The sequence below is a fragment of the Anoxynatronum buryatiense genome (assembly GCF_900182905.1).
GTDB classification, from domain to species: Bacteria; Bacillota; Clostridia; order Peptostreptococcales; family Tindalliaceae; genus Anoxynatronum; species Anoxynatronum buryatiense.
The window spans coordinates 204,027-224,103 of record NZ_FXUF01000004.1 but is presented as its reverse complement, the minus strand read 5'-3'; the positions used below and the strand labels follow the sequence as shown (position 1 = coordinate 224,103).

Genomic DNA, 20,077 nt, shown 5'->3' with positions numbered 1-20,077 from the left:
GCGGAAAAATGGCGCAAGCTTCTGAACATAAAAAGAACCCCAGTAGATGAGGTTCTGCAAAAAGGTTATTTGAATAAATGCTCGACTCTATTGATTTTCAGGCTCAGTCAGCACCAGTTCTCCTTCGCTGAGGCCGGTGATGATTTCAGTGCGGTTTCGTGTGCTGAGGCCGGTGGTCACCTGACGGGGAATCACCTCTTCATTTTCCCAGACAAAAACATGCTCTTCACCTGCCAGCCAGAAAACGGCCCGTTCTGGCACGGTTAAGGCATTTTCACGGGTTTCCCGAATAATTTCCACGTCCACTTCGTAGCCAGGGCGCCACTGGGGATCCACCTGGTCCACTTCCACTTCAATGCGCACCCGCCGCTGTTCAATCCCCAGTTCTGACACTTTGGCAAAGGCGGTGGGGTACACCTTGCGAATATGCCCATTCACCGGGTCTGTTCCCAGATCCCGGTGGATCACCCGCACAGCCATGCCAGGTGCCACGCCGCTCATTTCACGGGCCAGCAGGTCTGCTGTGATGTACAGCTGTTTCAGATCTCCAAGTTCCAGAAGGAGTTCACCCGGCTGCACGTAAGCGCCAGCTTCCACATGCCTTGCCAGAATGGTGCCGCCGACGGGGGCTTCCACAAAATAGGAGTCCTGCTGGGTGCGCAGGTGTTCCCGTTCCCGCTCCAACTGCCTGATACCTGCTTCATAACCGCCCCGGGCTGCGGGGCTGAGCGCGTCTTCAGAAGCTTCGAGACTCAGCGCTGCCTGTTCCACCGCCGATGCCAAATTGGTTTCTTCCAGCTGTGCTGCGATGAGTTCCTGTTGGCTGACAGCACCGGCATCATAAAGGGCCTGCACCCGATCCAGCTGTTTTCGGGATTCTTCCCACTGCTTTTCTGCCAGCTCCAGAGCTGCCTGAGCCTGCTGCGATCCACGATGGGCACTATCCATGGCAACCTGATAGGTACTCCGGGCGGCAGCCAGCTCATCCTCCAACCGGTTCAGGGCAGTGCGCCAGTCGCTGCTGTCGATTTCCACCAGCAGATCCCCCGCGTTTACTTCGTCACCGGGTTCCACTTCCAGGTTTCCGATTCGACCAGGCAGGTGAGCCACCACTTGCCGGTGATTGTCGGTGACAATCTCACCGATTTCTTCCACCATGTCTTCCAGATCCTCCCGTACCACGGGTGCTGTGGGGGGTGCTTCCGCCGGACGATTCATCCAGTAATATCCCCCTGCCGCTGCCACTGCCAGCAGCAGCAGGCCCACCACCAGCTTTTTCGCATGCTTTTTCATGTGATTTCCTCCTCTGACGTTCTTCATCAGGTCATCCGGTTCTTCAGGGCTTCAATAAAGCTGAGATTCCTAATTTTCACAAAGGTGGCCATTTGTGCCACTGCCACAAAGATGATGACTGCCACCACTGTCTGTAGCACCACCCGGTCAGAAACGGTTCCCGGCATGGCGTACACTTCGGTGCTCATGGATTCCATCATACTGGCCATCATCCAGCGTCCCAGTGGAATTCCCATCAGAATTCCGAGAACGCTCACCAGGGTATTTTCCCGGGTGATCATCCGAAAGATTTCTTTTCGGTGAAAGCCCAGCACCCGCAGGGATGAAAACTCCATGATGCGTTCGTTGATACTGATAAGCGTAATGTTGTAGACAATGGCAAAACCGATGATGCCTCCCAGCATGACCATGATCCCGATGGTGACCACAATCATCTCAGAGAACTCTTCAAACATTTCCTGCATTTGTCCCAGGGACTGAACCTGCTGCACATGATGGGCATCTTCCAAAATGGCCCCCAGGTCAGCATCGGTTTTCACCGACAGGCCGGTGATGTGGCCTGGATCCACCACCCACCGTTCCATGGTTTCCAAAGTCATGTACCCGTTCAGACCCAGGTATTGATTCACCGAGCCGCCGTATTCCATCCAAAAGTCATCACGGTCAGGCAGGTAATTTTTCACCAGCACCTGGTCGCCCGGTTCCAGTTCCAGCGACTTGGCAAAACCACTGGTAAGATACAGGCGGTCATGGTGCATCATCAGCGGTACCCCCGGTTCGCTTTCCAGGTGGTACATGTCACTGTCTGCGGGAATGCCCACCACGCTCACTGCTTTGCGGTGCCAGTCTTTTCGGATTTCAAGGGGCATTTCAATCCGGGGCTCAATGGCCTCCACATTTGCCAGCTGCCGGATTTCATGCAGGGTGTTCATCCCTGACATCCCTTTAAAATCGATATTATAGTCCATGGTATACATTTGACCGTACTGAATCTCGAAAATCTGTTGCCAGACGCCCCCCATGTTCATGGCCACCAGCGTGACTCCATAAGTGAGGGCGATGCCCAGGGCCAGGGTGCCGTACCGCCGCTTGTTGCGAAACAGGTTCCTGATCACCATTTTCCAGCTGAAGGCAATGTGCTTCCACAGGAAGGTGATGCGTTCAATCAACAGCCGGTGGCCGTCCGCCGGTGGTTCGGGACGCATGGAATCTGCCGGATGAATCCCGATCACCCGCCGGGCACCCGCCAGACCTGCCAGTACGCAGAAAACAACGGTGATGACCATGGCGGTAACATAGGATTCTGGAATAATGCGGGTTTCCAGTAATGGCACGTTCATGTACTGGATGTAGAGCTGTACATACACATCGGAGACCCAGGTGCCGGTGATGATGCCCAGCAACCCGCCTCCCATACCGATGAGCAGAGAGAACTGAATGTAGTGTGCAAGAATTTGTGCATTGGAATATCCCAGGGCTTTCATCACACCGATGGCCACCCGGTCGTTTTTCACCGTTCGTGACAGGACAATGTAAATGATCAGTGCCGCCACTGACATGAAGAGGGTGGGCAATACCCGGGACATGGCTTTCACCTGGTTCAGCTCTTCTTCCATCATTCGGTAGCTCATGAGATCATCCCGCTGCATGACACGGCGAACGCCGTAACGGTCCAGGGCATCATCCAGGGCATCGGCCACCACGTCGGGGTTGGCACCGGGCGTCAGGGTGATGAGAAGTTCATTGTAGCTGTCCCGGTAACCCAGAAGAGGCCCCAGGAGTTTTTCTGAGACGAACAGCACGCCAAAACCTTCCGGGTCAGGAATCAATGCCTGTTCATTCTCCATCAGGTAAACAAATTCGGGATGTCCTGCAAATCCAATGACTTCCAGGGGCACTTCCCGGCCATTCATGTAGGGTGTAATGATATCTCCCAGCTGAATGCCCCTGGCATCTGAAAACTGTTCCAACACGGTAACTGCCTGGGTTTCGCTTCGCACCATGCGCCCTTCGATGGGATAGAGGGCACTGATGGGGCTATCTGTATCGGGGACAGAAATCACCCGCACCCTTACCCGTTCGTCGGGGTCGTCGGTGACAAAGGGAACATCCACACTGACCCGCCCCTCCACATGGGCGATGCCCTCCATGCGCAGCACGTCGTACAGCGCATTGGCGGGTATGCGGGTGAGCTGCACCTGCATGTCGGCCAGCCGGGTGATGTCATAGAAATCACGGATGGAGTTTTCCAGATTAATGGCGGTCATATGACTGGAGATCAGCGCCATGAGCGCCAGGGTCATCACCACGATAATGGAAATCACCTGACCCCTGATGCTGACCATCATGCGAAAGAGCCGCCTGGTAAGGGGAGACAGTCGCATTACCACTCAATCCTTTCTGGTGGTACCGGGTTCTCGTTGACGGTGATGTCGGTAATTTCGCCGCTGCGCATGCGAATCACCCGGTCACCCATGGCACCCACCGGGGTATTGTGGGTGATGATGACAACGGTTTTGTTGTAGGTCAGATTCACTTCTTTCAGCAACTCCAAAATGCGGATGCCCGTTTCAAAGTCAAGGGCTCCTGTGGGTTCATCACATAACAGCAGCAGGGGGTTTTTCGCCACCGCCCGGGCAATGGCCACCCGTTGCTGTTCGCCGCCGCTGAGCTGAGAGGGAAAATGGTCGGCCCGTTCAGAGAGCCCCACCTTACCCATCACTTCATCCAGGTTCAGAGAGGTGGTGCAGATTTCTGTGGCCAGTTCCACATTCTCACGGGCTGTCAGATTGGCCATCAGGTTATAAAACTGAAAGACAAACCCCACTCCGTTTCGCCGGTACTGGGTCAGTTGGCGATCGGAAAAACTGGTCAACTCTTTTTCCTGTACGTACACCTGACCTGAAGTGGGGGTATCCATCCCTCCCAGAATGTTCAGCAGGGTACTCTTCCCGGAGCCGCTGGGCCCCAGAATCACCACAAACTCGCCTTCATACAGATCAAAGGTGGCGTTTTTCAGGGCGCGCACCTCCACTTCACCCATCTGGTATGTCTTGTTCAGGTTTTCAGACCGGATAAGCACCGGCCGCTGACCGGGCTGTGCCGGAATTTCTTTTGTCGCCGCCTGTTTTGGGGCTTGATTGAATCCAAACATTGAGACCCTCCTTTACCTTAACCTACTGTCGATCCGCCGGCTGAATCATCCGGTGATTTTCCCGGTTTTTTCTGATGCTGATCCGCTGCTTCCGACGGCTCCCAGGGCAACCTGACATCTGCCATGACGCCCCGGCTAATGAACTGAAACAATTTGATGTTGAAGTCCAGCAGTTCCTCATGATTGAAGTCTCCCTGCTTGATCAACCCCATGATCCCTACGGTGAGCACATCCAGCAGCATGGCCACGAAGGCTGGGTCGGCTTCCTGAATTTCTCCCGCCGCTTTTCCCTGCTCCAGAATATTTGTCAACAGCTTAACCGTTGTTTCCCGTTTATAGGCGGCAATTTCCAGAAGCAGGTGGGGTTTATCGTACAAATCCTGGTAAAATTCTGGCGTAACGGTTTTGGAAACGGAAAATCCTTTTTCAAAATATGCTTTCAGACGACTGTAAGTATCCGGCTGACGCTGAAGTTCCAGAGACATCTCTTCGTTAAAACGGCGCACCATTTCCAGGGTGATCTCTTTAAATAAATCTTCTTTGGAATCAAAATGATTGTAAATGGTCATCTTGCTAATGCCGGCCGCTGCTGCAATTTCTTCCATGGTGACGGCTTTCAGTCCTTTTTCAAAGAAAAGCCGTTCTGCCTGTTCCAGCAGGCGCTTGTGTTTCAGTTCCCATTGCGTGGCCATCAGCCACACCCCCTCCTATGATTAACGAGCTTTTTTGATCCCTTCTGATACGACTGTATGAATGTGACAAATGGTGATAATTTATACTTTTGTACTCAAATAGTCCATTAGTTGCTTTTATTGTAAACTTTTTTCGTGATTCGTCAAGGGTTTTTTCGAATTTTCCCGATTAATTTTGAAAACATTTCTCAAAAACACAAAAAACCGCCCGTGGGCAGTTGCAGATTGAAGTCCAAGCTCTTTGTCTTCAGCCTAAAGCCGCCTACGGGCAGTTGAAACAGCAGTTATTATTAAATTGCAGCTGAACTGAAGTTGAGGACGGGGCACATTTTAAGAGGTGCGCTTCAACAGTCCCGCACGAATCATGGCCATCATGAGAATGAGGGTGACCACCAGCAGCATGGCAATGGAGGTGGTACGGCTGGCGCCGGATATAAAGATGGCACTGATCCCCAGAAACAGGCTGAATCCGTAAAGGATCCAGACAGTTTGCCGGTGGGAAAAGCCTTTCGCCAGCAGCCGATGGTGCAAATGCCCTTTGTCGGCTTCCATGATGGGTCTTTTGTTCACCATGCGTCGCAGAATGGCAAAGGCGGTATCAAAAATGGGAACTCCCAGTGCCAGTACAGGAATGGCAACAGCGATGGTGGTGGCACTTTTAATCACCCCTTCAATGGAGATGGAGGCCAGCACAAAACCAATGAGCAGCGAACCTGTATCGCCCATAAAAATGGTGGCCGGGTGAGAGTTGTGGGGTAAGAAACCAAGGGAAGCTCCCGCTAAAATCATCAGCAGCACCGCCACTTCCGGCTGGCCGTTCATATAGGCGACAGCTGCCAAAGACAGGGATGCAATACCAGCCACTCCGGCTGCAAGGCCGTCCAGTCCATCGATGAGATTGACGGTGTTGGTAATCCCCACAATCCAAAACAGGGTGGCAGGAATGGCCAGGGGGCCCAGTGCCACAATGGGTTTGGATGCGGAAAGAAAATTGGTGATGAATTCAATGCGAACACCACCGGCCATCACCATCAGCGCCGCACCGATCTGCAATAGCAGCTTCAGCTTCGCCGGCAGGGGACGGACATCATCCACCATGCCCATACCTGCCATGAGGGTGGCTCCTCCCAGCAGGGTCAGCATTTGCAGGTCAAGGTCCATCATCAGCAGTGATACTGCCAGAAAAGCAGCGTAGATGGCCAGTCCACCCAGCCGCGGAATGGGTTTTCGGTGAACCCGCCGGTTATCTTTGGGTACGTCAATAGCCCCTAACCGATAGGCAGCCCGCCGGGCAAGGGGTGTCGTCAAATAAGCAATCAGCGCCGACAGCGCCAGCGCAATCATTAGTCGATCCATAATGGTCAGGTCACTCCCCGGATTTCAGGTTGTCCAGCAAAGTCAGGGTGATGCCGGCTTCCTGCAGCATCTGTTCCGCCAGGGCATCGGGATAGGCTCCTTTGATCACAACGCTTTTCACACCGGCATTGATCATCATTTTGGCACAGATCACGCATGGCTGATGGGTCACGTACAGCAGGCTGCCGTTGATGGATGTGCCATGAAGAGCCGCCTGGATAATGGCATTCTGTTCTGCATGGAGGCCACGGCACATTTCATGCTGCTGCCCCGATGGAATCCCCAGCTGTTGGCGCAGACATCCCGTTTCCTGACAGTGGGCCATGCCGGAAGGTGCACCGTTGTACCCGCTGGCGAGAATCCTTCGGTCTTTCACCAACACAGCTCCCACCTGACGGCGCAGGCAAGTGGACCGCTTCGCCACCACTTCTGCCATTTCCATAAAATAATGATCCCAATCCGGTCGCATGAAAAGCCTCCTGCCTGCCGACATGTTGACAATCTCAAGAACGCAAAGCCGCTTTCATTATACCCTTCCTGAAGACCGGTGGCAAGGGACAAGTGTTTCTCTGACAATTAGGGTTTACTTCTTTGTATACGCACCACAAAACGAACGCCATTTCCCCTTTCAATGGTCAGTGACCCGCTCATTTGCAGGGCCAGCATTTCCACCATTTCAAGTCCAAAACCTCCAAATCCGGTCTTTTCCATTTTTTCCGGCATGCCTTTTCCAAAGTCCTGCACCACCAATTCAATCATGTCACCCATTTGAAACACCGAAATCACCACACTGCCTTCCTGATCCTCTCCATAGGCATATTTCATGGCATTGGTGAAGAGTTCATTCATCATAATCCCCAAAGGAAACAGGATTCGGCTGTCAAGCATCATGTCATCCACTTCCAGATGCACCCGAATGCGTTCGTGTTTTGAAAAGGTGCCTTTCACTTCATTAACCAGCTCTCGAAGGTAGGTTTTCACCGAGAGGGTGTGGAAGTCTTCTGATCGATACAGTTTATCGTAAATCACCATCATGGCTTGAATCCGGCTTCGGGCATCTTTTAAAGCCTCTTCGGCAGCGGCGTTACCGACAGAATCTGCCTGGAGGGTGAGCATCATCACCATGTTATTCATGTTATTTTTAATGCGATGATGCACTTCCCGCAGCAACAGTTCTTTTTCCAGCAGGAGTGCCTTCAGCTGCCGCTGCGTTGCCAGGCATTTTGACGATGACTGCTTCACCCGGTACCGCCTGACCGTTTTCCTGTTTTCGGGGTTATCTCCATTGTCCACAAGAATGATCAGAAATCCCTTTTTTTGATTGCCCAGTTTGACGGGGATCCGGTAAAAGTGAATATTTTTCCCTTCTTCCCATTCTGATTCATGCCGGCCTATGATCTCTTCTTTTGAGCCTCCAGCCACGGCTAAGCCCGCTTGATTGACATCAACAAAATAACCGGTTTCGTTTATTACAAAAACCGGGCATGAAAATAGTTCCATCAATTGCGGCAGCAGCTTTTCGTTATTCTTTATCATCAACCTATCCAGTTGACCTTCCATGAACAGGACCTCCCAGAAATCTCCCCTTACGACACCACTACCGCCTGCTGTCTCATTCTGAAATATCACTGCGGCGACCATCTGAGATATCATCAGAAATAGGCATTACATATACTACCCTTTTCCAACCCATAATCAACGGTGCCGTCATTTATATCTACATTATATACCAAATATACTGGCACAATATACCAAATATACTAACACCTACTGGAATAGTCCACCTCAAATAAGCAAAATCATCTTCGGCAGGGTTGCTGTTGACAATCCATTTTAGCATTCTATTTTCTTTTCACACAAAAACTGCCGATGAGATATCGGCAGTTGACTGAAGACAAAGTAAGATGAAGACAAGGGGTTTGGTAAAGGACAGCCTTGGAAATCTTGTCAGTGTTTTTTCGAAAAGATGAGAAAACCGCCAGCGCCTGCTGTTTGAGCGCAGCGAGTTCAGGCGCTGTTTTCGAGACTTTCGACTAAAAACACACAAGATTGGAATCAGCTGTTCTGGCCAAATCCCTTTGTCTTCAACCTCAGCTGCCGATGAAAAAACCGACAGCTGCCATCATGTCATGTCATGAAAAAAACTCATTTGTTCGATTCTGTCAGAAGACGTTCCGAAATTTCAAGATAGAGAGGTGAGACCACCAGGTGAAACTGCTTCAAGGCCTTCGGCCACTGTTTCAACAGTGCTGCCGCCTGCTTGCTGCCTGTCAGCTCATGGTGCCGGGTGACCAGCCGGTGCAGCAACTGGCGGTCGGCTTCTTCATTTACAGGCAGAATCGTCACCAGATCCTGGTTCACCTGTTCCGTCAGATATGATGCTTCAGCCATCAGAAAAGCCTTGCCGCCACTCATACCCGCTCCAAAGTTCTGGCCCACCGCTCCCAGCACCACCACCACACCACCGGTCATGTACTCACAGCCATGGCTGCCAATCCCTTCAACCACAGCAGTGGCCCCACTGTTTCGAACGGCAAAGCGATGCCCCACTCTTCCGCTGAAATAGGCTTCGCCCGCTGTTGCCCCATAAAGAAGGGTGTTACCGGCGATCACATTATCAGCGGCATTGAACCTGCTTTTTTCAGGCGGCATCACCACCAGTTTCCCGCCGCTGAGCCCTTTACCCAGATAATCGTTGGCATCTCCCTTCAGGGTCAGTGTCATGCCTGAGGCGGCAAAAGCACCAAAACTCTGCCCTGCTGAGCCTTCAAAAGTAAATTGTATCGTGTCAGGCGCCAGCCCATCCCCGCCATATTGCTGGGCGATTTGGCCGCTAAGGCGGGTTCCCACCGCCCGGTGGGTGTTGGTAATGGGAAAGGTACCCGATACCGGCTGACGACTTTCAAGGCTGGGAGCTGCCACTTTCAGCAGTTGTTGGTCAAGGGCTGTGATTGTCACGCCAGCTGACTTATCGCCGCTTTTCACAGAAATACGCGCCGGTAGTTCCGGTCGGAACAGCAGGCGGTCCACTTTCAGGGCAGCTGCTTTACCGGTGAGTCCGTCCCGGTGGCGCAGGCGGTGTACCTGCCCCACCATGTCATCCACTTTTCGATAGCCCAACCGGGCCATAATTTCACGAATCTCACGGGCCACAAAGGTGAAGTATCGCTGTAGATGCTCCGGTTTGCCGGTGAATTTTTTCCGCAGCGCCGGATCCTGAGTGGCAATCCCCACGGGACAACGGTTCAGATGACATTTGCGGCACATGATACAGCCCAATCCGATCATGGCGGCGGTTGTCATACCCACTTCCTCTGCTCCCAGCAGAACAGCGGTGACCACATCTCTGGCGGTGATGATTTTACCGTCTGCCTGCAGCTTCACCCGCCCCCGCAGCTGGTTCAGCATCAGGGTCTGCTGTACTTCTGCCAGTCCGATTTCCCAGGGAAGCCCGGCATACTTCATGGAACTGAAAGCAGAGGCGCCGGTGCCGCCGTCGTGGCCGCTGATGACAATGACATCGGCATGGGCTTTGGCCACCCCTGCCGCCACTGCACCAATCCCCGTTGACGCCACCAGCTTCACACTCACCCGGGCTTCAGGATTGGCATTTTTCAAATCAACAATCAGTTGTGCCAAGTCTTCAATGGAATAAATGTCGTGGTGAGGCGGCGGTGAAATCAGGTCAATTCCAGGCAGTGAATGGCGTACTTCGCCGATTTCCGGCGTCACTTTTTCGCCGGGCAAGTGGCCGCCTTCTCCCGGTTTGGCTCCCTGGGCCACCTTGATCTGCAGTTCATTGGCATTCACCAGGTACTGAATGGTGACACCAAATCGTCCGGAAGCCACTTGCTTGGCGGCGCTTTTCAGATTGTTCCCGTGAAGATCTGCGTAATAACGGGAAGGGTGTTCGCCACCCTCACCGCTGTTGCTCCTGGCTCCCATCCGATTCATGGCGATGGCCATGGTTTCATGGGCTTCTTTGCTGACGGAACCAAAGGAAACGGCTCCTGTGGTGAATCGGGGGAGAATGGCTTCCACCGGCTCCACTTCATCCAGCGGCACCGGAACCCGCTGGGTGAAATCCAGAAGACCTCGCACCGTCAGCACATCGCCGTCGGCACGGTGAATATCATCAGAAAAAGCCCGGTAGGCATCATAACTGTCGGAACGCCCGGCCCGCTGCAACATGCTCACCCGGTCAGGGCTGAGGAGATGAGGAACGCCGCCTTTCCGGTGAAACAGTTCGCCACCCACCGCCAGCGCTTCCGGCTGCTTGTCGGTGATGCTGAAGGCAGGTTTGTGAAACCGCAGCACTTCTTCTCCGATGGTTTCCAGGCCGATCCCCGACAGACAGGCAGGGGTTCCTGGGAAGTACTGGTCCACCAGTGCTTCATCCAGTCCCACCACCTCAAAAATCTGAGCGCCCTGATAGCTCTGAAGAGTTGAAATTCCCATTTTGGCAATGATTTTCAGCAACCCTTTCACCAGCGCATCCCGGTAATTGCGACGGGATGCCTCCAGCGTGACTGATTCTCCCATTTTTCCTTCGCCGTGGAGTTTTTGAAGGGTTTCAAAGGCCAGATACGGGTTCAGCGCTGTTGCTCCATAACCCAGCAAAAGGGCCAGGTGCATCACATCCCGGGCATCGCCGGCCTCCACAATAAGATCGGCCTGGGTACGCAGCTTACGCCGGATCAAGTGGTGGTGAACCGCACTCACTGCCAGTAAACTGGGAATGGGGGCGTGATAGTAATCAATGCTCCGATCACTGAGAATCAGCAGATTATGCCCCTGCAAAATATTCTCTTCTGCCCGCTTACAAAGATCATAGAGGGCTTTTTCCAGCCGGTTGGGACCGCCATCCATCTGAAAAGTGATGGGCAGGGTGACCGCTTTCAGATCTTTGGTGTACAGATGTTTCAGCTGTTCCATTTCCCGGTTGGTGATCACCGGCTCTTCCAGCCTCATATACGCCCGGTCTTCCTCTGTTTCAATGGCATCCACCAACAGCCCGTGATTCCCCAGATATTGCACCAGTGACATGCCGCTCTTTTCCCGAATGGAATCGATGGCCGGATTGGTTACCTGGGCAAATTTTTGCCGAAAATACTGAAAAAGCCACTGGGGTGTTGCTGAGAGGGCGGCCAGGGGTGTATCCATTCCCATGGCGCCAATGTTCTCTTCTCCATGCAATGCCATGGGCAGGAGAATGTGCTCCAGTTCTTCTGCTGTGTAGCCAAAGCCTTTCTGCTTTTTAGCCAGCACTTCCCGGTTCATGGGCCGTGGTTCGGGCAAGTCTTCCAGGACATCCATCGTCAGACGGTTGCGCTGTACCCATTCCCGATAGGGGTAGGCAGTGGCAATCCCTTCCTTGATGGCATGATTTTCCAGTAGCTGGCCTTTTTGAAGGTCCACCAGCAACATGCTTCCCGGATTCATGTTCCCTTTTTGAACTACTTTTTCAGGAGGAATATCCAGCACACCGGTTTCCGAGGCCATGATGATGAGGTCATCATCGGTGACCCAATAACGGGCAGGGCGCAGGCCGTTCCTGTCCACCATAAGCCCCACCTTCACCCCATCGGAAAAGGCCACCGTCGCCGGGCCGTCCCAGGGCTGCATCAGCCGGCCATGGTACTCGTAGAAGGCCTGCAGTTCCTCTGAAATACCGCTCCCCGCCTGCCAGGCCTCCGGCACCAGCACCATCATAACCTGTTCCATGGGATGGCCGTTGGCCAAAAAGAATTCAAAAATATTATCCAGGCTGGCAGAATCACTGCCTTCCGGTTCGATGACCGGCAGGATTTTTTCAAAATCGCTGCCAAAGACTCTGGAACGCATGACGCCTTCCCGGGCATTCATCCAGTTGATATTTCCCCGTATGGTATTGATTTCACCGTTGTGGGCCAGGTACCGGTAAGGGTGGGCCATTTTCCATGAAGGAAACGTGTTTGTACTGTAGCGTTCATGGACGAGAATCAACGCCGTTTCCAGCTCTGGCTGCTGCAGATCCAGGTAATAGTCTTTCAGGCGGTATCCCAATATCTGCCCCTTATATACCAATGTCTCTGCCGACAGACTGCACACATAAAAGTGGTGGGCCGGCGGGCCGCCTGCCGCCGCAATGATCTGCTGCACACGCTTTCGAACCACCAGCAGCTTTCTGGCGAAGGCTTCCTTCGTCTGTTGTTCCCGCTGAACAAACACCTGGGCCACCACGGGCCGGGTGGCTCTGGCAGAATCACCACAGGCATAGGGATCCACAGGCACGGTGCGCCATCCCAGCAACACCAGCCCCTCTTCCCTCAGCACCCGCTCGAAAACTCCCTGGCAGTAATGCAGGGCATGGGGTTCACGGGGCAAAAAAATCATTCCCACGGCATACTGGCCCGGGGGTGGCAGCTCAAACCCTTCTTTCTGTGTTTCCTGAACCAGAAAACCATGGGGTACCTGAATCAGAATGCCGGCACCGTCTCCTGTCGTCACATCGGCACCCACTGCTCCCCGGTGTTTCATTTGATGCAAAATTTCCAATCCCTGTTCAAGAATCTGGTGGGAAGGCACGCCCTTCACATGGGCCACAAAGCCAACGCCACAGTTGTCTTTTTCATGGATGGGATCATAAAGTCCCTGGCTGGGAGGAATCCCCGGCACCCCCCACCCCCTTGGTCCCATTGATGCCTTCTCACTTCTGTACTGTTCCCACTGCTGTCCATCCCCATTTTGATGGCTTGCCTGATATTGATCTCCTTGTCCCAACAAAACCACTTCCTTTCCCTCAATGCCGCCGGCCAGGAAAACATTTTCATGCATATCCCGCTTGTATTATTCATTTTTATGCCAGCGTAAAAATTATCCACAGTATATGATGATTGCAACACCTTGTCAAGTTGAATCTTGCGAATTGTCGGAATATTAATTTGTATGCATTTTCGTTTCTGCGAGGCATTCGTTTTCCTTATAGTCGATCTCAAAAAAACAGCCCTTCAAATGCGATGTCCGCATTTTCTGGGCTGTTTTTTTATTTTTTACCATTTCACTTCAGGGTCCTTTTTCGCGGAGTATGTGAGTCATCGAAGCATTCAGTTATTAATGCATTCAGTTATTGATGCGTTTTGTCATTGAAGCATCACCGTCATCGCAGGGTTTAAAGGTTTAATTGTTAAACGACTGCAAGGGTGCCGGAATACGCCCGCCCCGCTTCACAAAAACATCTGATGACTGGGTATGAAGCGGCATAATGGGGGCCCGGCCCAAAAGGCCGCCGAACTCCACAAACTCTCCCACGGTTTTTCCTGCCACAGGAATCACCCGCACCGCTGTGGTTTTTCGGTTAATCATCCCAATGGCCATTTCATCGGCGATGATGGCGGCAATGGTTTCTGCGCTGGTTTCTCCCGGAATGGCAATCATGTCCAGCCCCACAGAACAGACAGAGGTCATGGCTTCCAGCTTGTCAAAGGTGAGAATGCCGGCTTCTGCTGCCCGAATCATGCCGGCATCTTCGCTGACGGGAATAAAGGCACCACTGAGCCCGCCCACATGTGAGGACGCCATGATGCCTCCCTTTTTCACGGCGTCATTGAGCATGGCCAGAGCCGCTGTCGTGCCGTGGGTACCGGTGGATTCCAGCCCGATGGCTTCCAGAATATCGGAAACACTGTCTCCCACTGCCGGTGTGGGGGCCAGGGAAAGATCAATAATGCCAAAGGGCACCCCCAGGGCTTCTGAAGCGGTTTTACCCACCAGCTCTCCCATACGGGTGATTTTAAACGCGGTTCTTTTGATCACATTGGCCAGCTCACCCAGATCAGCATCCGGTCGCTTGACCACCGCATTTCGCACCACACCGGGGCCGCTGATGCCCACATTGATCACCGCCTCCGGCTCTCCCACGCCATGAAAAGAACCGGCCATAAAGGGATTATCTTCGGGCACATTGCAAAATACCACCAGTTTGGCACATCCAATACTGTCCCGTTCCCGGGTGGCTTCCGCCGCCGCTTTGATGATATGTCCCATCTGCAACACAGCGTCCATGTTAATGCCCGCCTTTGATGATGCCACATTCACCGAAGAGCAGACCCGCTCTGTCTCAGCCAGGGCAGCCGGGATAGAGGCAATAAGGCGCCGGTCTCCCACCGTCATTCCCTTTTGAACCAGCGCTGTAAAACCGCCAATGAAATTGACGCCCACCGCTGCAGCCGCCTCATCCATGGCTCTGGCAAAAGGGGTGTAGTCTTCTGTCTCAGAAGCTTCTGCCACCATGGCCATGGGTGTCACCGAAATGCGCTTATGCACAATGGGAATGCCAAAATGATCTTCGATCTCTTCTCCCACCTTCACCAGATTTTCCGCCTGGCGGGTAATTTTGTCATAGACCCGGCGACAGGCAGTCACCGGGTCGGGATGCCCACAGTCCCGAAGGCTGATGCCCATGGTGATGGTACGAATATCCAGGTTCTCCATTTGGACCATCTGAATGGTCTCCAGTATTTCCTGCCGTGATACAGATGTGAAATGCATCTTCTTTTCTCCCTTCCCCTCCTAAATACGGTGCATGTAATCAAACGTATCAGTATGCTGAATATTCACCTGCATGCCAATTCCTTCGCCTGTTGTCACCAGCGTTTCTTTCAGTTCCGGGAATGCCAGGTCACAGGCACTCAGATCCACCATCATGATCATGGTGAAATAATCTTCCAGAATGGTCTGGCTGATGTCGAGAATATTCCCCCCATGGGTCGCCAACACTCCTGAGATTGCTGCAATAATCCCCACCCTGTCTTTCCCAAGCACTGATATAATGACTTTACTGCCGTTCATCGAATCGCTCCTCCTTTTTTGAGGCGGATCAATCTGCCCCATTCCCCATCCCAAAACGTTGCGCCAACTGTCTGAATGCTCTGTCTTGAATGTTAGAGAGCATTATATCATGTTTTTTTATACAGTAAAACGCTTCTGTCATATTTTTATCAAATTCTCTTTAGGAAATCCTTTTCCTTCATATTTCAACGTTTTTTTCGAATTTTTTTCAAAAAAACCCTTGCAAAAATACTCAGGCTGTCCTATAATGACTTTCATCATGATGCGCTCATGACATTCTGATCCTCTCCCCTTCCCCCGGTTTCGGCCGGGGAAATATGGATCAGCCACCTTCATCCGGTATCGGGCAACGGCGTCCGCAGACTCAGGAGGAATTATCCTCCCTGTTTGCGGGCGTTTTTTATTTCCCCGACAGGTAAGCGCCCGTTGTTCCGATACCGGCCTCCCCAGGTGATTCAACTTTGTGAAATGTTTTCCCGCATGAACAGCTGCATGACGGGGGCGTTTCCAAAAACGAACCACACCCACATCCTGCTACACTGCCATTTTGCGCTCATACATCAGCATGGCATGACCTGCTGTCATCCACGAACCACTGCTGCATTTTACCTGCCAGGCCTGCCCGGTGACATTCCTGAATGATTCATCTCTGTCGTCATTCATTTGTCCATTTCATCGCATTATATTTCATTTTATCGGTTCATAATCAATGATTGAAGGGAGTTTTAACGATGATCGACTATTCTGCACTTGATACGTTATGGGTACTGCTGGCTGCCGGACTGGTCTTTTTCATGCAGGCCGGGTTCGCCATGGTGGAGGCCGGGTTTACCCGGGCCAAAAATGCCGGCAACATCATCATGAAAAACCTGATGGACTTCACCGTCGGTTCTCTCATTTATTGGATTCTCGGCTTCAGCCTCATGTTTGGCGTCTCCAACGCCGGTCTCATCGGTGGTGTCAACTTTCTCTCCACCGGTCTTTATGAACACCTGGGCCTGACCATTCCAAAAGAAGCTTTCCTCATTTTTCAGACAGTTTTCTGCGCCACTGCTGCCACCATCGTTTCCGGTGCCATGGCTGAGCGCACCAAGTTCAAGTCTTACCTGCTCTACAGCTTTGTGATCAGCGCTGTGATCTACCCCATTGCCGGTCACTGGATCTGGGGCGGCGGCTGGTTGGGTGAACTGGGCTTCCACGATTTTGCCGGCTCGACAGTGGTTCACTCCCTGGGTGGCTGGGCAGCCCTCACCGGTGCCTGGATTCTCGGCCCAAGACTGGGGAAATACGGCAAAGACGGCAGTATTCATCCCATCAAAGGCCACAACCTGACGCTGGGTGCTTTGGGTGTTTTCATCCTCTGGTTTGGATGGTTTGGATTCAATGGCGGTTCCACCCTGGAAGCCGATGCCGTTTCCATGGCCCACATCTTCGTCACCACCAATCTGGCCGCCTCCATGGGTGCCGTGATGGCCATGACCATCTCCTGGACCCGGTACGGCAAACCTGATGTGAGCATCACTCTCAACGGTGCTTTGGCCGGACTGGTGGGCATCACCGCCGGCACTGACATTGTCAGCCCCCTGGGCGCTGCATGTATTGGTGCCATTGCCGGTCTGACGGTGGTACTGGCCATTGAGCTGCTTGATCAAAAACTGAAAGTGGATGACCCCGTGGGTGCAGTGAGTGTGCACGGCATCTGCGGTGCAGTGGGAACCATCGCCGTGGGTATTTTTGCCACCGAGGGCGGTCTTCTCTACGGCGGCGGTGCTCAATTACTGCTGGTGCAGCTCACAGGCGTGGCAGCCATTGCCCTGTGGACTTTTGCCACCACCTTCGTGCTGTTTAAAGCCATCGACTTAACCATTGGCCTGCGTGTCAACAGCGAAGAGGAAGTGCTGGGCCTGGATCTGAAAGAACATGGTACCGAAAGCTACGCTGATTTCGAACCAAAAGTATTGCTGGATACCATTCAATAAGGGAGGTGCTTATCAATGGATCAACCTATTTTTAAAGTGGAAATCATTACGCGTCCCGGCAAATTTGAAGCCCTGAAAGAAGCCCTGAATGAGTTGGGAGTAATGGGTATGACTGTCACCAATGTCATGGGCTGTGGTGTTCAGAAGGGACAGCCGGCCAACTACCGGGGCGTCCCCTACACACCTTCCCTGCTGCCCAAGATTAAAGTGGAGACCGTTATCAGCGAAGTGCCGGTGGAAGCTGTTATTGATGTCGCCAAAAAAGTACTGCGTACCGGCGAAATTGGCGACGGAAAGATTTTTGTCTATCCTGTTTCCAATGTGATTCGCATTCGAAACGGCGACGAAGGTGTCACTGCACTGGATAACCAGCCTTAGAACTGCTCTCATGGTTATTCGTTGATCTTTATGACAGTGGCAGATTCCTTCAGTCTCTGTCCTGACAGAGCGGCCCATCAAATCAAAGGAAACCGGGTCATTTTGCCTCTTTTGTTGAAAAACATCGGGGAATATTGTATCATGGTGACATTCTGTTGCTTTATCGCGCGAAAGTCACCATATTCCCGGTTTCCTTTGCACTTTTTAGATCATGCCTTTTCACCACATCCATTCATGCATCCAGGGAACCGGCGCTGCTGTCAGGCTCCCCTGAGTGCTTGGTAAAAAAACGCAAAGGAGCGTGTTTTAATGAGTCAAAAAGAAGCCCTGCTGAAAAAAGTCAAGGAACTGGAAGTCGGTTTTATCCATCTGCAGTTTACCGATATTATGGGGGTGATGAAAAACGTCTCCATCCTCACTGATCAACTGGATAAGGCCCTGGACAACGAAATGATGTTTGACGGTTCTTCCATTGACGGCTTTGTGCGCATCGAAGAGTCCGACATGTACCTTTGGCCTGATCTGGACACCTTCACCGTTTTTCCCTGGACCAGCCAGCCCAAAGAAGCCCGCATCATCTGTGATGTGTACAAACCCGACGGCACTCCCTTTGTGGGTTGTCCCCGAAACGCTCTGAAAAGCGTTCTGAAGGAAGCCGAAGAAATGGGCTACACCATGAATGTGGGCCCCGAGTGTGAGTTTTTTCTCTTTAACACCGACGAACAGGGAAATCCCACCCTGGACACCCACGACAATGCAGGCTATTTCGATCTGGCACCCATCGACCTGGGAGGCAGTGCCCGTCTGGATATGGTCAACGTGCTCACTGAAATGGGCTTTGAAATTGAGGCGTCTCATCATGAAGTGGCTCCCGGTCAGCATGAAATCGACTTTAAGTATGCCGATGCCCTCACCACCGCAGATAATATCATGACCTTCAAAATGGCTGTTCGCATTGTTGCCCAGCGCCACGGCCTCCACGCCACCTTCATGCCCAAGCCCCGCTTTGGTATCAACGGCTCTGGCATGCACATCAATCTGTCTCTGGCAACACTGGAAGGCAAAAACGCCTTTTATGATGAAGTCGACCCCATGCAGCTTTCTGCAACCACCTATGCTTTTTTAGCCGGGGTGATTAAAAATGCCCGGGGCTTCGCAGCCGTTACCAACCCCACAGTGAACTCATACAAGCGCCTGGTTCCCGGTTATGAAGCACCAGTGATGATCGCCTGGTCTGCCAGTAACCGCAGCCCTCTGATTCGCATTCCCGCTAAACGGGGCAATTCCACCCGCATTGAGCTTCGTAACCCAGACCCCTCTGCCAACCCTTACCTGGCATTGGCAGCCATTCTGCGGGCAGGACTGGACGGCATCAAAAACAAACTGACACCCCCCGACCCAGTGGTGACCAACCTTTACGAAATGAACGACGAGGAACGCAGCCTCAACTGCATCGACTGCCTGCCGGGCAGCCTCTTTGAGGCTGTACAGGAGCTGGCGAAGAACGATGTGATCAAAGGTGCCCTGGGCCCCCACATCACTGAAAAGTTCATGGATGCCGCCCTGTATGAATGGAAAAAATACTCCGCCTATGTGTCCCAGTGGGAGCTGGACCGCTACCTGAGGAAATTCTAAACCCTCACCACGCTGACTGCCATTTGTTTGCCGAAATCAGCGGATCACTCTTGTACAAACAGTTCCCTTTGCCAGAGAAGATTCCAATACAAAAGGATGACACCCGTGAATGCCTGTGTCCAAAAAAGGTTTGTTGGAAGGGAGGGCGACGCTCATGCACCGAGAAAAAATTCTGGTGGCCGACAGCAGTGAAGTCAGCCGAAAAAAAGTCTGTGACATGCTGAATCGACAAGGGTACTGGACCTTTCAGGCCACCGACGGCGCCCACACCCTTCGGGTTGCCCGAAAACTCAAGCCTGATCTGGTGATCATCGATGCCGGCATCTGGGGGATGTCTGCCGCCGAGCTGGGCCGCATCATCGAAACCGACAATCTTTCCACCGTCCTCTATCTCGCCAGTCAGGTAACCCCGGAGTTTTTGGACATGATTCAAAAACGCCATGTGTATGCCTATCTCACCAAACCCCTTCAGTCCCGGCAGATGGGACAGATTCTGGATTTTGCCATGGTGAATGCCCGAAAAATCGCCTCCCTCACCGACAAGGTCACCCGGTTGGAACGTTCACTGGAGGGACGCAAAACCGTTGACCGGGCCAAGGGGTTGCTGATGGATCAAAAACAACTGACAGAGCAGGAGGCTTATGCCTACCTGCGGCGCAAAGCCATGGATAACGGCATTACCCTGGAACAGGCTGCCGAAGCGATTATGCAGCAGCTTCAACCTTCTGGAAATTCTGCGTGATCACATGATTGACCATCAT

The 20,077-nt window shown here is 52.6% G+C and carries 15 protein-coding genes; 4 read left to right on the top strand and 11 right to left on the bottom strand.

The features are described 5' to 3' along the window. Positions 1–87: 87 nt before the first annotated feature. The 11 genes from QOL74_RS07655 to QOL74_RS07605 all read right to left on the bottom strand — a co-directional run bounded on the left by QOL74_RS07655 (position 88) and on the right by QOL74_RS07605 (position 15,987). On the bottom strand, positions 88–1,293 hold the full coding sequence (locus QOL74_RS07655) for an efflux RND transporter periplasmic adaptor subunit (RefSeq protein WP_283408866.1): 1,206 nt from the start codon (positions 1,291–1,293) through the stop codon (positions 88–90). 26 nt (positions 1,294–1,319) lie between these two features. Then, positions 1,320–3,641 carry an ABC transporter permease gene (locus tag QOL74_RS07650; RefSeq protein WP_283408865.1) on the bottom strand — a complete coding sequence of 774 codons (2,322 nt, stop codon included), beginning with the start codon at positions 3,639–3,641 and terminating at the stop codon, positions 1,320–1,322. 35 nt (positions 3,642–3,676) lie between these two features. After that, the gene (locus tag QOL74_RS07645; RefSeq protein WP_283408935.1) at positions 3,677–4,336 is read right to left on the bottom strand and encodes an ABC transporter ATP-binding protein; all 660 of its coding nucleotides are present in this window, start codon (positions 4,334–4,336) and stop codon (positions 3,677–3,679) included. A 128-nt stretch (positions 4,337–4,464) separates the two neighbouring features. After that, on the bottom strand, positions 4,465–5,139 hold the full coding sequence (locus QOL74_RS07640; protein WP_283408864.1) for a TetR/AcrR family transcriptional regulator: 675 nt from the start codon (positions 5,137–5,139) through the stop codon (positions 4,465–4,467). Positions 5,140–5,469: 330 nt separating this feature from the next. Beyond that, entirely contained in the window at positions 5,470–6,495 is a 1,026-nt protein-coding gene (locus QOL74_RS07635) for a glycosyltransferase family 4 protein (RefSeq protein ID WP_283408863.1), read from the bottom strand. A gap of 10 nt (positions 6,496–6,505) precedes the next feature. Continuing rightward, positions 6,506–6,964: a deoxycytidylate deaminase gene (locus QOL74_RS07630; RefSeq protein ID WP_283408862.1), complete on the bottom strand. Its 459-nt coding sequence runs from the start codon at positions 6,962–6,964 to the stop codon at positions 6,506–6,508. Between the two features lie 107 nt (positions 6,965–7,071). After that, positions 7,072–8,055, bottom strand: coding sequence for a histidine kinase dimerization/phosphoacceptor domain -containing protein (locus QOL74_RS07625; protein WP_283408861.1), 984 nt, complete (start codon positions 8,053–8,055; stop codon positions 7,072–7,074). 585 nt (positions 8,056–8,640) lie between these two features. Then, positions 8,641–13,257: a glutamate synthase large subunit gene (gltB, locus tag QOL74_RS07620; RefSeq protein ID WP_283408860.1), complete on the bottom strand. Its 4,617-nt coding sequence runs from the start codon at positions 13,255–13,257 to the stop codon at positions 8,641–8,643. A gap of 396 nt (positions 13,258–13,653) precedes the next feature. Then, positions 13,654–15,024, bottom strand: coding sequence for a PFL family protein (locus QOL74_RS07615; protein ID WP_283408859.1), 1,371 nt, complete (start codon positions 15,022–15,024; stop codon positions 13,654–13,656). Positions 15,025–15,045: 21 nt separating this feature from the next. Next, a complete protein-coding gene (locus QOL74_RS07610; RefSeq protein ID WP_283408858.1) occupies positions 15,046–15,324 on the bottom strand; it encodes an ACT domain-containing protein in 279 nt (92 codons plus the stop codon). A 534-nt stretch (positions 15,325–15,858) separates the two neighbouring features. Continuing rightward, positions 15,859–15,987, bottom strand: a complete 129-nt coding sequence (locus tag QOL74_RS07605) for a hypothetical protein (protein WP_283408857.1) — start codon at positions 15,985–15,987, stop codon at positions 15,859–15,861. 68 nt (positions 15,988–16,055) lie between these two features. Between QOL74_RS07605 and QOL74_RS07600 the strand changes: the two genes are divergently transcribed. From QOL74_RS07600 to QOL74_RS07585, 4 genes are all read left to right on the top strand, one after another. Beyond that, the gene (locus QOL74_RS07600; RefSeq protein WP_283408856.1) at positions 16,056–17,303 is read left to right on the top strand and encodes an ammonium transporter; all 1,248 of its coding nucleotides are present in this window, start codon (positions 16,056–16,058) and stop codon (positions 17,301–17,303) included. A 15-nt stretch (positions 17,304–17,318) separates the two neighbouring features. Further along, positions 17,319–17,681, top strand: coding sequence for a P-II family nitrogen regulator (locus QOL74_RS07595; protein ID WP_283408855.1), 363 nt, complete (start codon positions 17,319–17,321; stop codon positions 17,679–17,681). 309 nt (positions 17,682–17,990) lie between these two features. Continuing rightward, complete coding sequence (gene glnA / locus QOL74_RS07590) at positions 17,991–19,316, top strand: type I glutamate--ammonia ligase (protein WP_283408854.1); 1,326 nt, start codon at positions 17,991–17,993, stop codon at positions 19,314–19,316. Between the two features lie 154 nt (positions 19,317–19,470). Continuing rightward, positions 19,471–20,058, top strand: a complete 588-nt coding sequence (locus tag QOL74_RS07585; protein ID WP_283408853.1) for an ANTAR domain-containing response regulator — start codon at positions 19,471–19,473, stop codon at positions 20,056–20,058. Positions 20,059–20,077 lie beyond the last annotated feature (19 nt).

Excerpts from the sequence above, each read along its gene's own strand:
- QOL74_RS07655 (WP_283408866.1), bottom strand. The coding sequence starts at position 1,293 with ATGAAAAAGCATGCGAAAAAGCTGGTGGTGGGCCTGCTGCTGCTGGCA.
- QOL74_RS07650 (WP_283408865.1), bottom strand. The coding sequence starts at position 3,641 with ATGATGGTCAGCATCAGGGGTCAGGTGATTTCCATTATCGTGGTGATG.
- QOL74_RS07645 (WP_283408935.1), bottom strand. The coding sequence starts at position 4,336 with ATGGGTGAAGTGGAGGTGCGCGCCCTGAAAAACGCCACCTTTGATCTG.
- QOL74_RS07640 (WP_283408864.1), bottom strand. The coding sequence starts at position 5,139 with ATGGCCACGCAATGGGAACTGAAACACAAGCGCCTGCTGGAACAGGCA.
- QOL74_RS07635 (WP_283408863.1), bottom strand. The coding sequence starts at position 6,495 with ATGGATCGACTAATGATTGCGCTGGCGCTGTCGGCGCTGATTGCTTAT.
- QOL74_RS07630 (WP_283408862.1), bottom strand. The coding sequence starts at position 6,964 with ATGCGACCGGATTGGGATCATTATTTTATGGAAATGGCAGAAGTGGTG.
- QOL74_RS07625 (WP_283408861.1), bottom strand. The coding sequence starts at position 8,055 with ATGGAAGGTCAACTGGATAGGTTGATGATAAAGAATAACGAAAAGCTG.
- QOL74_RS07615 (WP_283408859.1), bottom strand. The coding sequence starts at position 15,024 with ATGCATTTCACATCTGTATCACGGCAGGAAATACTGGAGACCATTCAG.
- QOL74_RS07610 (WP_283408858.1), bottom strand. The coding sequence starts at position 15,324 with ATGAACGGCAGTAAAGTCATTATATCAGTGCTTGGGAAAGACAGGGTG.
- QOL74_RS07605 (WP_283408857.1), bottom strand. The coding sequence starts at position 15,987 with ATGAATGACGACAGAGATGAATCATTCAGGAATGTCACCGGGCAGGCC.
- QOL74_RS07600 (WP_283408856.1), top strand. The coding sequence starts at position 16,056 with ATGATCGACTATTCTGCACTTGATACGTTATGGGTACTGCTGGCTGCC.
- QOL74_RS07595 (WP_283408855.1), top strand. The coding sequence starts at position 17,319 with ATGGATCAACCTATTTTTAAAGTGGAAATCATTACGCGTCCCGGCAAA.
- glnA (WP_283408854.1), top strand. The coding sequence starts at position 17,991 with ATGAGTCAAAAAGAAGCCCTGCTGAAAAAAGTCAAGGAACTGGAAGTC.
- QOL74_RS07585 (WP_283408853.1), top strand. The coding sequence starts at position 19,471 with ATGCACCGAGAAAAAATTCTGGTGGCCGACAGCAGTGAAGTCAGCCGA.